Source organism: Desulfosediminicola flagellatus (assembly GCF_005116655.2).
Lineage (GTDB): Bacteria > Desulfobacterota > Desulfobulbia > Desulfobulbales > Desulfocapsaceae > Desulfopila > Desulfopila flagellata.
In genome coordinates, this window is the sequence record NZ_CP050698.1 from 2,512,736 (window position 1) to 2,527,203 (window position 14,468).

Sequence of the window (14,468 nt, forward strand, 5' to 3'; positions counted from 1 at the left end):
CCTCCCTATCGGTCGATTCTTCCCAAACCATCTTCGATTTCTTGAAATACGGTTAACCAGGGGCGTATCGGATCGAAAATGTCCACCCCTTGAGTCAGATCATCTATAATACCTGCAACCTGCCTTCGGGCCAGATCAAGTGGATTATTAACATCCTGCAGCTCCAGAACAGAAAAGGGCGGAAAGAATCCGCCTTCATCTTCTTTTGCCGGATCAGCCTGAATCCGAAATTCACACAACTTCAGGAGATACTGATATGAGCCGGGTAGCTCCTTACTCTGTTGCACAGCCAACCCCTCGATAAAGACCCTCAACGGCAACTCGAGGGTTACAGGGGAGGAGAATAATAAAATTTTCCTCTCCCGCTGTGCTTCCTCCAATCGTTCAACAACCTCGAGTGATGATATTTCTACACTGCCATGAACTTCCAACCGCACCAGCTCTCTCCCTAGATTCTGCAGATGCACTCCATCACCTCTAACAGGTTTATGTCCTGCCCACCTTCTTCCCTCAACAAGAGTCATCGTCTGTACAAACGGTAATCGAAATTCATCAAGAGAGATATTCATCACATTAGTCATTCAGTTTGTCAGGTGTCTAGCCCAAGTGCCCTGCCCGTAAGTGGGCTTTTGATGCTTGATCGACTCTCCACCTTTCGGTTAGGAGCAACGCCTGGGCAGAGTATGTTTTTAGACAGATCCGGCAAGGGGGGGGGCGTGGTTGCTCCCCCTTCAGCGTTTTCTTGGGGGGGAATTGGTACTCCAGAAGGCAATTGCCCGATGCCTGTTTGCATAAATCTGCTCGAACCTTCACTCATCGACCGCCGAAGCTTACCTTCTCCCGTTACACGAGCCCCGGCTGGTGAATATTGACCGGTCATTTTATCCTGTAACGATTCTAGAAGTTCACCGACAGCACTGTTTTCATCGGCAACTTGGATAGGCCTTCTTCCAGGTACATTGTACGAACTTTGGAGTTGTACCGGCCCCCTCTTCCTCCTTTCTCCCCAGCCCCCTTTTTCCAATAGAGGCTGCTCGCTGGAGGATATCAGCCAACTCTCGGCTAATCGATCAAGTTCGCTACCGGCTAATATTTTGGTAATGGTCTGCTGAGAGTAAGGCTGCACGCTCCTTCGATGGACTTCAGCTGTACTTGCCCTGTTCCTTGAAACGCGATTCCGATGACCTTCTTTCTCTTTGGGGAATTCACGGCCCAACGGACTTGGAGGGGGATGGTTCGATTGCACGTCTGTCGAGTGTTCGGCTAAATCAAGTTCTTCCCCCGGGGCTCGATCTCCCTGAAGTATCGCGTTTGCAAGGGCCCCTGTGTCTATCTGGCCCTCCCCACCCCACTGTCGTTGTAGTCTGGAGCCTACCCTTAAAGCGGACGCAGTTGCCCAATGGGCGAGGATCCCCTCAACATCTCTAAAGGGAAGCTCCCTGACAGGTACATGACTACCATCAAAGGGTCTGTTCGTCATATGCTTGAAAGCTGCACCAAACCTTTTGGGAACCAACCCGTCCCTCTCATAACGTAGATATCGTTCTACAGTTAAAGACCCTGTATAACCAGCACTTTCGACTCCAGATGCACTCCGAAAAATGTTACCCTCAACTACAGCTTTCGGAAATGCTCGAATCGTTTCCAACTCCTTCTCAGCTGCGGCGTTATCAGTGAACCGAACGCCCCGCTTTAAATACTCTCGCCCTAATGTTGTTGGATATCGTAGCCTTTGACCTCTACGCCCCAGTTTATGGCCCTCCCACACCCCATCAGCTGGCGTAGCTGAAACCAATCCACCTTTCGCGGGTACTTCCACACCAGCCAGTACCTCTAATCTTTCTCTTACTGATAGTCGATCGTTCGGCATATCTTCTCTCTTCGCATCAGTCGTCGCCCCGGACGTGCAAAATTCCTCAACTAGCTCGCGTAGCACTTCCGCCTCCGGGTACCGATTTTTCAATCCAGGCTCAAACCTACCAGCGGAAACAGCCGACTCAGCATGCATTTGAATATTCCCTGCCCTGGCAACCAGCTTTGCCAAATCCTGTTCATAACACCTCAGCATCAGAAAAATTACGGCCGGACGCAAAGGCCTGGTTTTGAGAGTTGTGATACTCATGTGGCCTGCCTGTCGTTATTAATCATCTGGAGGTACAGCAGGATTTGGCCAATCGTTAAGCCACTCACTTCCTGCACCGTCCAACCAAATTCCTTGCCTAGAATGTAGCAGGCACGGGCGAGAGGTTCGCTCACCAATGCATCCAGTTCATCCCTCGGCGTAGACAAGCCACTGATTCTATTGATATTGTCAAGGATGTTTCGTGCAGTGCCCGCCGGTAACGACATAGCCTGTTCCAGGCTGAGTTCAGGATCCACCATCGCCAGATGAATCATCATGGATGCCGCCAGATTCTCATCATCCGTGATGCCCCTGCTGACCTTCTGAAGGTGCAGCACCGTGAGTGGACGTAAAACTACGGTATGACAGACACTTTCACCACTTCCATTTCCCAGGAAGTCCAGAGGGAGCTCTATTTCATGGGTTGCGTTGCCCCCAGCCATGAGATCATCTATTGTAATTCGTGCCACGCCTCCCTCCATCAAATAATCAAGTGCGTCGATGCTACGAAATCCTGTGCTTCGAAACAACCATTTAAACCTATTTCATGACTTTTATTACAAAGCTCTCCACAACCAGTGCCTACACTCCATCTTCAACACTTAAAGACAGGGCTCTGAATGTTGCATTTTCCATTACAAAGTCATCCTCGGGAAGATCAAAGGCCCAACTCTCGAATCGCAGATCATTCACAGTAACCTTAAAAACGCCATCAGGACTAACGGAGTCATTTAAGTCCATAGTGAGGTTGAATACTGGGCAAGGATAAGGTTCCTTCTCTCTTTTAGAGTCGGCCCCTTTCCCAAGCAGGGATTTAAGCAAAAAACCATCGACTGACGCTTTTTCTATGGTACCGCTGATATGTATATTCCCAGGTCGAAGCTGGGCAGCATGCCGTTTGCCAATCTCATGAAACTCCCTGAGCTCCGTTCTCACAACTAATGTGATTCCGGTTGCACGGCCAACTGGCTGATCCTTCAGATAAGCCTCACAGTAATGCGCCGCCGTTTTCCCATCTTCGCTTTCACTTACTTGTGGGGAGAGAGTCAGACTTGCATCCGAGCCTCTGAAAACATTGTTATTAGCCATGGATCACATCTCCTTATCTAAGTATCCTGAAGGTTAGCTAAGATTCATGACAACCCGGACGTAATCAATACTGAACGTTGGCGCCAGTGCCATAACCACCTGTGCAATTCCTCGTATTTCCTGATCTCTTGTTGCAGTAACCTCCAGTTGATAGTCAGATATCATTTCCCTGTCGACCATGGAGAACAAGAAACCGTTCAAGGATGCTTTCATTGCATCACGGGTTCTGGGAATATTGAGCTTACCTATGAACGGATTACAGGTTTTTCGCACACCGGCTTTGGCATAGTCGACGATGCGCCGTGTCGTTATCTGCGACCATGCCGTATCAGTTGAGGTAGTAATACCTTTGAGAACCCGCACAGACTCAAACTCCCAATGCAACCCTAATACACGCGTCAAGACAAGCTGTTCAAGATCTGTTGCATTAAACAAAATTTCAAGTCCATTTGCATTTATCGTCTTATTTGTAGGACTGAGGTGTGGAGGTATAGAAGAGAGCAGGCCCGCCAAAGCTGCTGCAGTGTAAGCCGCCGGCAATACGACCTCTCTCTGTAAAATAGGGTCATCTACCCGGATCCCTGGACCGACATAGACCAGCCGGCCATTGTCCTGGGCTGGAGCCTGCAAACTGGCTGACCCTTCAACTTCTTGCTCCGTACCTATCAAGCCTATTCGTTCACGCCCGTTCTGGTCACTGGAAGCATTCTCAACGTGCGCAGTCAACAACGGCCTCACACTCTCACCCCTACCGGCTACCAATACGAACTGAACATCTTCATCTTTCAGGGTCTCCAATGCTCGCTCAATATCGGCAGGTACCATTTTTCCGTCACTTGACCCTGACTGGTTGGGCAATCTTATGTGTTGGCTATCTCTAACCACCCCGACTCCGGTACCTTGCACAGTAAAGAGGCCCGATCTCTGTCCCTGTCCACTTGTAGAGCTGTTTTTGCCATAATCATAAGTCAGGGACTCCCCATTTATCACCTCTTTGAATTTGTCACTTGCCAAAGGTACATTTCGCCACTGCTCAACTAGACGACCAACTTTCACCAGGACTGTGCCAACCTCTATAACCTCAATCTTTATTTCACTGAGGGCAATACCGGCAATTTCAACCTTGATTACAGGGTTGTCAAGAGGAAAGCCCAAAGTCGTAACGCCGTCATCCGCATCTGCCCCAAGCTCAATTGTCTCAGCTCCATCCGCTAGTGAGATGGGGGCAGCACCTCCCCCTATAGTTTGAAATTTTATATTTTCACTCATTACGAGTTTTTTCAAACGCCCCACCGCTTCACCAGCCACATCCGGAACATCGCAGAAACGTTCCAGGACTTCTCCACTGCTTTTATGATAGATGGTCACTTCGTAGGTTTTTTTTCCTATCATAATTTCTGCCCCGTTGTAACCAGAACCGGGGTATCGGCTTTCAAAGGTCAAGCTATCCAGATCTTCAGTATTTTTGAGTGAATATTCACTTTTCATTGCACTCCCGCCCGGTTCTACTCGAACCGCAAAAACGTTCGATCCTCCATTAGTAAAAATCAAGTCAAGCGCCCGAACGAGAGAGAGGTTTTCCATAACATTATTGTACCAGGCGTCAGATTTGCCAAAAATTGCCCTGGCATGAGACATATTGGTAGGCCTATATACCTTGTTAGGCTCCCCCTTGCTGGAAGTCCCTACAATTCCAATATTACCTGTGGAAATTGGACCTGCCGCTGTCAGCCCGTCGGCTCTGACATCAATATAGGTTCCAGGAATAATCATCTCCGACATAAGTCATTTCCTCCGTAATTAGCTGCTGATTAACCAACAATATCTTAGACCTATACACTAAGACGCCGAGTGGAATACCGGTAGCCAGATATAAAGCTATGCCGGCTCACTGCCACCTCGATCTGCCACAATTGAAACGACTATTCTTTCAGATCGGTCCTGAGGTTTATCTGCCGGCCAAGCTCAATTTTCAGTTCTTTGATCACTCTTGAGAACAAGGGCACGGTGTCATCAATTATCTCCTCCAGAATTGCACGTAACTCAACTTGGCTGATAGGGTCGCATCGTCCGTGGGTGTGGAAGACGAACCAAGTATCATCGCTGTCTTCTCACCCCATTCCCTAACACTGTCGACACACAACGTTTTGCCAACAAGGTCAACCGTTGTCTTGAGTACCAGCTAACAACTTCAAATCTGCCTAACGGAGTCATAGCTGGCAGTGCGATAAACATCCTGTCAAAGGAGATAGGTCCCTCATACAAATGCAATACCCACTCCTTCGTACGCTTTGGGGTAAATTTTCCCAAAACACCCCAAAATGTGCAAAAGGGTTAAGTATACTTACTCAACTTTCCGACTTGGTTTAACAGGTAGAAACCAAGTTGTTTTTGATGGATGCTAGCCTCATCGATTGAAGGAAATCCACTGCGGCCCCCATAATGCTGTCAATTAAGTTGGTTACAACCTTTTATGCGATTGTCCCTGCCTCCGTACTTTTTCAAGAGCGAGCGCCAGCAACCTTTGCAGAGCCTCTATCAACGACAAGTCCGCAACCTCTTCGCAGCAAGCGCAAAATAAGCTGCCAATGGTTTTCTGATCAAAATGACACCGTTGCTCAAAAGAAAGGAAAGTATACCGTGTCATTGAGATGGTGGTATGCCCGATCATTCCGTCATAATCCCTCAATTACGCTTCTCTTTCCAGATTCAGGTGGTGTTTCATCATTTTGAAAAAGACCTCGATATCCCATCTCTTGCCATAGATACGGACAATTTTATCGGCACTCAAATCTGTCTTGGTGGAAATGATCGCTAGCCAGTCTCGTTTATGCCGGAGCCTAACGAAAACGATCTCCACGGCCTGCTCATTTTTTGTTTGGAGAACAACACTGGCAAGGATACTAGCCCTACCAGAGCATTTTTTCAGTTTTGTGTACAGGTTACCCAGTGTGACCCATTAGCCCTGGTGTCGCTGAAAGACTTTCGGCATATTCTTGGCCATGCAGATTACTGGCAAATGTGCTCCAAGCCGTGCGAGAATCTACGGCCAGCAAAACCAACTGTCCATGAGGAGATAGTCTGCCTTTATGCCGTAACTGATCGCTCGTTTAACCATTGCCTCCAAAAGCTCAGTAGATTTGGTGGTTGCCTCTTGTCTTCGCTTGTAACCGCAGGTTCTCTTATCCAAAACTTTGGTGATGCCTTTTACTCTTTTTTCCTCTTTGGCAGAAGAGCACAGGACAAAATATAGAGGCAGAAAACTGAACCCATCGGACCATCCCATATTCAGAAGTTTGAATCCTTTCAGACTCCTTCCTGTGATGTGATCAAAAATCCAGGTAAGCAGCTCAACTGCCTTCGAACGGGATCGACCATACGTGCTATCATCGAATATCAGCACCTTTTCTCTCGAGTCATTGGTGAGTTGCGAGAAAAATCCTGCAACTTGCACTGACAGAGTCAACAAGAACTTACGCAAATTATGGCGTGGATTTTTCAGCAACTCATACGCATCATTTTTTCTGAAAAGCAGGTTGTCATTGGTCACTATGCCTTTGTAAAAATTGTTCCCCTCAAACGGCAAAAGAAAAATTGCGGTGAAGAGAGTCAGGGGAGATACTCCTCGCAATTTACGTATCCCGCAAAGATTGAGGAGGGTGCCAACTCGGTGCTTATAACAAGTCTATCCGGCTTTGCAGTTCTTTTGTTTCTTGTTGCTCCAAGTATTGTTTGGTAAGATCCATTTTCGCCCTTCCTCCATTGATATTATTGTTGTTTTTGGCGAAACCAATATATCATGAAATGAAGGGCTTTTGTCGTAAAAAATGTATGTTTTCAATAATTTGAGTGATTTTATTTCAACTCAACCATCAACCCGGAAAGTTGAGATAATTATTTCAGAAATGGGTGACGCATCGTGCTCTGCTTCTTCTGGGTGAAGTTCGAGTAATAGCCTGATATCAATTGCACTTTCTTGGCCATCGCTAATCTGCGTCTCTATCAACTCAACCTTAATGACATTACTGTTCAACCATTCCGGTGATAGCGGAGATAAGCTTTCTGTGATAGCACTTATGCACTCACTTGCCTGGTCAACATGGGGAGCATTAAAACTTATCCGGACACACGCACTGAACCTTGCATAGCGGTGAATTACCCCATTTGCGCTCCCCCCCGACAAACCACCGATACCAACCGGACGATTTTCAAGACCAATAAGCGTTAGACTAATGTCATCCGTAATACCCACAGCAGCCCTGACGCTTTTTTGCAACCTTGTCCAGTCAAACAAAATGTCACCCTGTTATCCGCGAAGCACTGTACGTACTCCCAATAGCAGTTTGAGCAATACATTTTACATAACCAGTCTGATGTAAAACTTGTGACTATCTATAATAAAAAAATAATCGGGTAACTACTCAAACTTTATTGGAGGAATCTCACCATCATATTGCGTAGTGTGATCTGGCCAATTTATTTATGATATTCAACGAGACTCATCACTAACAAAGACAAAAGAAGCTTGGAGCAATTAAAGATACAAAACACATTGGACTTTCAGAATTGACAGCATATGCCTAACAATCGCTCACATCAAAAGACTAGGGCAACCTTATAAATAAGTCAATCCGAAAATGCTATTTTATATGAACATCTAGGCCGATCATTATCCCATTTGGCCAATAAGTAAATCCTTCATCAAGGCCGACACAAAGCGCCTAACACTCGAACTTGAGCTGTTTTTTGAGCCACACTTTCACCCTGACTCTTAAGGGTACAGACTAAAGAAGTCGGCATTTCATGCGCTGTCAAAAGCTCGAGAACGAGGATGGAAATATGGCTGCGTGGTGGATCTTGATATCAAAGGATTCGTAACAATCTGGACCATACCGTACTGCTTAAAGCTGCGTAAAAACTTAGGCATTTATATAAGCATTGACACTAATAAATTGTTCCCAGTCTACAACAGTTATACGTATTTCTGATATGGCCCGCATGGTAAAAGGTTCTGCAAACTTTACCTTATTCCTACATCTTCAAACAGAATTTGTTACGTATACAAACTGAGCATTATACGATATTGATGCTACGTATATTCAGAAAAAATCTTGGATTGGTCAAAGCATAGACAAAATTATAGTCAAAAGCAGACTTGATAATCATATAAAAGGCACCTCCGAGAGACCACCGTTGATCTCCCAATACCACTACAAGCAATGGTGGTATAATTAAAGAGGAATTCAACAAAAGATTGACCAAGAGGACAAGCGAGTTTATCACAAGAAGTTACCGAATCAATAAGATGTGATCCTTGCTGAATTAGAACTATTCAGGGGCGAAATGTGAGTATCACGATTGAATCAACCTTCAACTGGTACTGGATTGTGGATTGTCTCATTGATACTGGATATACCGTTCACCTAGCAAACCCTGCTGCTATGCAACAGTATTCAGGTTTAAAGTTCCTTGACGATAAACACGATGCCTTTTGGCTGGCACATATGGACCGACTTTCCATTCTTCCACAAGGATACATTTACCCCAAAGAGATACGACCTATACGTGATCTTACGAAAACGCGGACATATGATTAAGCTCCGGACATCGCTCATCAAAAGTCTGCCAAGAAAGAATTAAACTCAACCCTCAATATAGCGGTCTTCTCACCATTCCTGGAGTTGGCAAGATCTTAGCCTTAACCATAATGCTGGAGACTGGTCCCATTGAGCGCTTCAAGAATGTCGGTGACTACTCCTCATATTGCCGGAAAGTACCAACGAGTTGGACCAGCAATAACAAGCGTAAAGGAAAAGGTTACAGCAAAAACGGCAACAAGTATCTCTCCTGGGCTTTTACCGAAGCTGCTGAATTTTGCAGGAGGTACGACGATAAGGCAAAGGTGTTTTTCAACAGAAAATCAGCAAAAACCAAATCAGCAGTTGCCTGTGTCGCATTATTCCACAAACTCGTACGGGCCGCCTTTTACATTATGAAAGGCAATGTTGAGTTTGATAGCAATAAACTCTTTACCTAAAATTCAGCCGGAACGGAGAACTCGGAAAAGGGGTGGTAAAACCACTGGATTTGATTGGTAACCGTTCCGTCTGATAGAATACAACTTTCTTTATTGTCTATACTGTGAACCACCAAAGGGCTGGTTAAGAACCATGAGACTTGTACCAACATTTGGACATAGTATGGCACCAATAATTTTCTGAGTTCGCTAAAGCGGACAGGGGCATCGACCCGAGATTGGAATTGTTCCACTACGAGATTTTTTGAGGATCTCTTCGTTCCACAATCCTAATCTCTCCCTTCGCCTTGATCCTGATGGGTGACTGGTGCGGTAAAGATGTTACCGACACATAATATTGAAATAACGGGTGCAATAAAGAACAAGTATTCTGTAAAGCTAGAGTTCCATGGCAACTATGCAGAGTCTCCTCAGAAAAGAGTCTTGCAACCTAACCGAAAACAAAAGAATGCCTGTGACTCTTTAACCAGTCTGGTAGTGATTGCGTAAAAATATTTTCAAGGAAATGGTAGATATTTACTTGAAATCGTATGACAATCCAAGAGAACTGGCAAAGGGGATAGCTGCGTATATGCATCGATACAACAGTGACCGGCCACACTCGTCGCTTTCCGATGCTACACCGAATGAGGCATACTACGAAAAATTACCCAAAGCCGTCTGAAAAAAACCAATTACCCCTCTCCCCCGCAGGGGAGAGGGGTAATTGCCAACCGGAGCTGCAAGATGTTAGCTTAAAAAGCATTAGTAGTGGTCCTAAAATGGGGACCAATTCTAAAAAAAATGCTGCGGGGCGGTGATAGGGCGACCTGCAACTATTTCTTTCAGATGAGAAATGAGTAAACTCGTTTCAAGAGCCTCAGGGTCGTCGTAATTCAACTGTGATCTTTCATCAAAAGACAGATGCGTATTATCTTTGTAGTACCAGTCATGCTGCAGTAAAAAGGGCCACCCATTAAAAGGCCTCGGTCAAGGAATAATACTTCTCCATTAAGGAAAAAAAATGAATTTCCCTTCGTCAGGTACATAGATTGAACTTAGAACAATATAACTATCCGTAAAGACATGGTTATGTCTTGAGAATTTGTTATAAAGTGTATGGTTTTAATCCTATATTCATCATAAGGCATGCACATGATCCGATATACGAGCAGCAAACAACTCTCACTTGAAGGATTTAAACTTCCATTTGGTGGAGAATTGAATCCGGAAAACAGGTGGGTTAAATGGAGCGAACATATTCCCTGGGATAATCTGGCTGTTGGGTATTACAGCACGATGAACGGTTCAAAAGATCGACCAGGGAAAGACACAAGGATGGTCGTTGGTTCTTTAATCATAAAGCATAAATTGACTTTGAGTGACGAGGAAACCGTCCTCCAAATTCAGGAGAATCCCTACCTGCAGTACTTCGTTGGTTTCTCAAGTTACAAAGATGAACAGCCATTTGCCCCCAGCCTGTTTGTTGATATCCGCAAACGTATGGGAAAAGAAGTGTTTGCTCAATTTGAGCAAGTGATCATTGATAAGCTTGTCCAATCCAAACCGGCTGATTTGAAAGAAGTTACCCATAAAGGGAAAATGCTTGTAGATGCCACTGTCGCTGAGCAAGCGATACGTTATCCGATAGACATTAGTTTGCTCAATGAAGCCAGAGCAATATCCGAGAACCTCATCGATGAACTGTATGCTCTGAGTGACTACACAAAGAAACCGAGAACGTATCGCTGAGATCCTTGATCACGTTGGAAACACACCCTTTCCATTGGTATATAAGCGACAACGGCAATATTGGATCATTCAGCATTTGTATGCGCAGCAAGATAAGATGTACACAAGTGGGCAGAAGCGATGTGATGATCGAATTGTCTCCATATCACAACCGCATGTTCGTCCGATAGTGCGCGGCAAAGCCAGCCAAAAGACAGAATTCTGTGCCAAAATCAACGTCAGTATGAGCGAGGGACTAGCTTTTGTAGATCACCTTGGTTGGGACACCTACAATGAAAGTAAAGATTTAAAACCGCAAGTCGAGGAGTTCAGGCTGAGGTATGGATGCTACCCGGAAGTTGTATTGGGCGACCAGCTGTATGGTTCACGTGAAAACCGAAAATACCTCAAGGAAAATGGAATTCGTTTTGAAGGAAAAGCCTTAGGACGACCATCCAAGAAGACAGCGGAGAATGCAGAATATCTTGAGCAAGTGAAGAAACAACGTATCCAGGACAACCGGGAAAGGATACCGATAAAAGGCAAATTCGGCCAGGGCAAGAATGGTTACAGGCTCAATTATATTCGGGCCAAGCTTCAGAGAACCTCTGAAGCTTGGATCAATAGTATTTTTCTGGTGATGAACCTGACAGTACTGTGGAAAAAATCAGATAAAAAAAACGTCTTTATCAGGCTACTACATACTTTAGACTTCTCCAGAATCGCTCAATTGCTACATTATCGAGCGATCGCCCCTTTCCATCCATACCGATGGATATATTGTGTTCCTTCAGACAATTACTCCACTTATAAGAAGTGAACTGGCAACCTTGATCGGTATTAAATATTTGAGGATTTGTATATTTCTTTAGTGCTCTTCGAACACATCGCAAACAGAACTCAGTATCAAGACCTGTCGAAAGCTCCCAATCAACTATCTGTCTAGAATACCAATCTATTATTGCAAACAGATACATGAAACCTTGCCTCACTGGGATATACGTTATCTCGGCTGCCCATACCTGATTGGCTCTATCTATAGCCTAACCCTCAGACGATATGGGTAAATACCTGAGGGTCCACCAGGTATCGTCGTTCGTTTTTGTGGATAAATAGCTTCAATTCCCTTTAAGCGCATTACCCGACGAACGCGTTTTCGACCTATTTTTATGCCGGTTTTGCGCCGTACATATTTGCTCATTCGACGGGTTCCGGCAGAGGGGTCTTCAAGGTGCTGCTCATCAATAAGTTGCATCAGCTTTTGATTCTCTGAGCTTTCTTCGGCGAGCTGATAATACACTGTTGATCGATGAATCTGCAGCAACTCGCATTGACGTCTAATACTCAGTTGAGAATCCCACTCTATCAGGCTCGCCCTTTGAAGGGTATCTCCAACTGATTGCACTTTTTTTCGAGAAACTCTACCTCCATTGTCAGTTGCCCGACTTTACGCTCCAATCCTTGTTTTTCCTGGTCGGAAGTGTCTTTTTTCTTGGTAGATTTGTTTTCAAATATTCCTGGCATTCGCTCGAGCAATTCTGTCTTCCATTTACCGACCGTAATCGGATGGATATCAAATTCCCTGGCAATTTCACTTTGTTTTTTCTGATTACCACCAATCCTCAGCAAGCCTAAGTTGACGCTCTGGGATTGGACCAATTTTTGACGAGTAGTAAATAAGTGACTCCAATAAGCGCTTGAGTTTGAAACGTCTATTGAAACGAAAACAGAATTCCCCCAAATAGCGGGGTAAGTGCCTATTGTTCTATGCCATGATAGGTTCCTTTGATCTTGTTTTTCATGTTACCTATAATGGTATTAAGCCAGTCAAATACCATGAAATCAGGCGAATTGTATCGACCACTGGTGATGACGGAGTAATGAAAGTGCCCGATATCCTGAAAGCTTTTGAAACAAGCAAGACCATCGGAAACAACTATAGTGCTGGGTTTCAGATGCTTTTGACCCCACCGTAGCATTTCTGAGGAGCTGAAACTTTCAACACGACTGAATCTTATAAAAGTTGGATGGCCTTTAGGATCTCGTTGGAGAGCTGCAACAAAGGGAGTTTTTCCTTCTGCCCCACGCCCTCGTTTGCCACCTGGGCGTTTGCCTCCCCAATAGACATCATCAATTTGCACAAATCCTCGGAGTGGTCTTTTGTCATCTGCCAGTTTCATTACCATCTGAAGTTTATGTTTTAGTCGCATCGAAGCGGTCTGAGAAATACCGAGAAATCTACGTAACTTCAGGGCGGAACAGCCTTCTTTCGATTGACTTACCAGATAAATAGCAAGAAACCATGTTGTTAGAGGGAGTTTGGTCGATGAAAATATAGTACCAGCTAAAAGAGAAGCTTGATGGCGGCAATTACGGCACTGGTACAGGTTACGAGATTGTGTAAAATAGTATTGTCGGTTATCACATTTAGGGCAACTGTACCCTTTGGGCCACTTGAGTTGAAACAAATGTTTTCGGCATTGATTTTCTGAACCAAACTGTAATTGAAAATCAAACAAACTGACACCTCGTTGAAAGTGAATGTCGCTTCTGCTTGTCATGACATACCTCCTTGTTGAGTTTAGGTAAGTATGACATGGGTGGGTAATCATATAGTGACTACCCTCTATGAAAAATCGTCATGCTGAGCTTTAGTGGTAATCAGATTGTTTTTTAAACCTTTGAATTGCTTTAAATGCCATTCTCGTCTTAAATTCTGCAGTTTGCTTTCGTCTCTGTTTTTTCATAACCCCTTAATTTAACATGATTAAGGAGCTGCCGAAATCTAAACTTAACTTGTGGTCTGAAAAATAGGGACCTCTTCTTTCAGCAATCACCTTCGCAAAAAAGAAACTCGTCTGATTAAACCGGAGAAAATCATCATTGTTGACGGAATATTAATTTTCAGAGATGAAAAATTACGCGACTTGATGGATCTCAAGATTTACGTTGATGCTGACTCCGATCATAGATTTATTCGCAGAATGGAGAGAGACATCAAAGAGCGGGGTCGAACCCGTGAATCCGTAGTCGACCAGTATCTGCGGTCAGTAAAACCAATGCATGACCTTTTTGTCGAAACCAGCAAACGTTATGCCGACATTATCATCCCGCACGGAGGAAAGAACTCTGTGGCAATTAACCTGTTTATTTCCAAAATCGAATCGGTACTGGCCAACGATTTCTCGATGGGCTCAGCTATAATTGATAGCTGAAGTTTGGTAAAGAAAAGGCCTGATACGTATAGCATCTGGCCTTTTCTCGTAGTCCCACTCTCGATTGGCTATTTAAGAACAAAATGATTAAGCTTGTCGTGTATCATTTAACTTGCTCATTTTTTTGAATTATTACAGATTATGCGACGTAGAATTAGTCACATAACTTTATCGACCTTTCCTGCAATCCCATTTCACTGCATAAGAAAAATACGATCTTTTTGTAAGAAAAGATCTTTAGGAACATGGTGTGATAAGAAAATACCTAGTCATGTCATCATTTATAGTATTGCAG

At 44.5% G+C, this 14,468-nt stretch carries 11 protein-coding genes and 4 pseudogenes; 4 read left to right on the forward strand and 11 right to left on the reverse strand.

Going from position 1 to position 14,468, the window contains the following annotated elements:
• Positions 1–5 precede the first annotated feature (5 nt).
• From FCL46_RS10495 to FCL46_RS10525, 7 genes and pseudogenes are all read right to left on the reverse strand, one after another.
• Complete coding sequence (locus FCL46_RS10495; RefSeq protein WP_136806428.1) at positions 6–581, reverse strand: hypothetical protein; 576 nt, start codon at positions 579–581, stop codon at positions 6–8.
• An 8-nt stretch (positions 582–589) separates the two neighbouring features.
• On the reverse strand, positions 590–2,122 hold the full coding sequence (locus FCL46_RS10500) for a hypothetical protein (protein ID WP_136806429.1): 1,533 nt from the start codon (positions 2,120–2,122) through the stop codon (positions 590–592).
• On the reverse strand, positions 2,119–2,592 hold the full coding sequence (locus FCL46_RS10505; RefSeq protein WP_217909601.1) for a hypothetical protein: 474 nt from the start codon (positions 2,590–2,592) through the stop codon (positions 2,119–2,121). Before FCL46_RS10505 ends, FCL46_RS10500 begins: the two co-directional genes overlap by 4 nt.
• A gap of 112 nt (positions 2,593–2,704) precedes the next feature.
• Positions 2,705–3,211: a hypothetical protein gene (locus FCL46_RS10510; RefSeq protein ID WP_136806430.1), complete on the reverse strand. Its 507-nt coding sequence runs from the start codon at positions 3,209–3,211 to the stop codon at positions 2,705–2,707.
• 33 nt (positions 3,212–3,244) lie between these two features.
• Positions 3,245–4,993: a phage tail sheath C-terminal domain-containing protein gene (locus FCL46_RS10515; protein ID WP_136806431.1), complete on the reverse strand. Its 1,749-nt coding sequence runs from the start codon at positions 4,991–4,993 to the stop codon at positions 3,245–3,247.
• Positions 4,994–5,577: 584 nt separating this feature from the next.
• Positions 5,578–6,957 (reverse strand): annotated as a pseudogene (locus FCL46_RS10520) (IS4 family transposase).
• A 119-nt stretch (positions 6,958–7,076) separates the two neighbouring features.
• Complete coding sequence (locus tag FCL46_RS10525) at positions 7,077–7,505, reverse strand: hypothetical protein (protein ID WP_136806432.1); 429 nt, start codon at positions 7,503–7,505, stop codon at positions 7,077–7,079.
• Positions 7,506–8,452: 947 nt separating this feature from the next.
• On the opposite strand from FCL46_RS10525, the pseudogene FCL46_RS29020 reads away from it, so the two are divergent.
• The 3 genes and pseudogenes from FCL46_RS29020 to FCL46_RS28190 form a co-directional block, all read left to right on the forward strand.
• Positions 8,453–9,248: pseudogene (locus FCL46_RS29020) on the forward strand (transposase).
• A gap of 571 nt (positions 9,249–9,819) precedes the next feature.
• Entirely contained in the window at positions 9,820–9,912 is a 93-nt protein-coding gene (locus FCL46_RS29025; protein WP_476700522.1) for a hypothetical protein, read from the forward strand.
• A 470-nt stretch (positions 9,913–10,382) separates the two neighbouring features.
• Positions 10,383–11,616: pseudogene (locus tag FCL46_RS28190) on the forward strand (transposase); the annotation flags it as partial.
• 31 nt (positions 11,617–11,647) lie between these two features.
• On the opposite strand, the gene FCL46_RS28810 reads toward FCL46_RS28190, so the two are convergent.
• The 4 genes and pseudogenes from FCL46_RS28810 to FCL46_RS10560 form a co-directional block, all read right to left on the reverse strand.
• Positions 11,648–11,935, reverse strand: a complete 288-nt coding sequence (locus tag FCL46_RS28810) for a DDE-type integrase/transposase/recombinase (protein ID WP_420811256.1) — start codon at positions 11,933–11,935, stop codon at positions 11,648–11,650.
• A gap of 59 nt (positions 11,936–11,994) precedes the next feature.
• Entirely contained in the window at positions 11,995–12,363 is a 369-nt protein-coding gene (locus FCL46_RS10550) for an IS3 family transposase (RefSeq protein WP_136806436.1), read from the reverse strand.
• Positions 12,324–12,587: a DUF3450 domain-containing protein gene (locus FCL46_RS10555; protein WP_167505782.1), complete on the reverse strand. Its 264-nt coding sequence runs from the start codon at positions 12,585–12,587 to the stop codon at positions 12,324–12,326. Before FCL46_RS10555 ends, FCL46_RS10550 begins: the two co-directional genes overlap by 40 nt.
• Positions 12,568–13,519, reverse strand: a pseudogene (locus FCL46_RS10560) (IS1595 family transposase). The gene FCL46_RS10555 and the pseudogene FCL46_RS10560 overlap by 20 nt, the downstream one beginning before the upstream one ends.
• A 321-nt stretch (positions 13,520–13,840) precedes the next feature.
• Between FCL46_RS10560 and FCL46_RS10565 the strand changes: the two are divergent.
• Complete coding sequence (locus tag FCL46_RS10565; protein WP_267313780.1) at positions 13,841–14,173, forward strand: nucleoside/nucleotide kinase family protein; 333 nt, start codon at positions 13,841–13,843, stop codon at positions 14,171–14,173.
• Positions 14,174–14,468 lie beyond the last annotated feature (295 nt).

What these genes read in the sequence shown, in the direction of transcription:
- FCL46_RS10495 (WP_136806428.1), bottom strand. Translation starts at nt 581, where the DNA reads ATGACTAATGTGATGAATATCTCTCTTGATGAATTTCGATTACCGTTT.
- FCL46_RS10500 (WP_136806429.1), bottom strand. Translation starts at nt 2,122, where the DNA reads ATGAGTATCACAACTCTCAAAACCAGGCCTTTGCGTCCGGCCGTAATT.
- FCL46_RS10510 (WP_136806430.1), bottom strand. Translation starts at nt 3,211, where the DNA reads ATGGCTAATAACAATGTTTTCAGAGGCTCGGATGCAAGTCTGACTCTC.
- FCL46_RS10515 (WP_136806431.1), bottom strand. Translation starts at nt 4,993, where the DNA reads ATGTCGGAGATGATTATTCCTGGAACCTATATTGATGTCAGAGCCGAC.
- FCL46_RS29025 (WP_476700522.1), top strand. Translation starts at nt 9,820, where the DNA reads ATGCATCGATACAACAGTGACCGGCCACACTCGTCGCTTTCCGATGCT.
- FCL46_RS28810 (WP_420811256.1), bottom strand. Translation starts at nt 11,935, where the DNA reads ATGTATCTGTTTGCAATAATAGATTGGTATTCTAGACAGATAGTTGAT.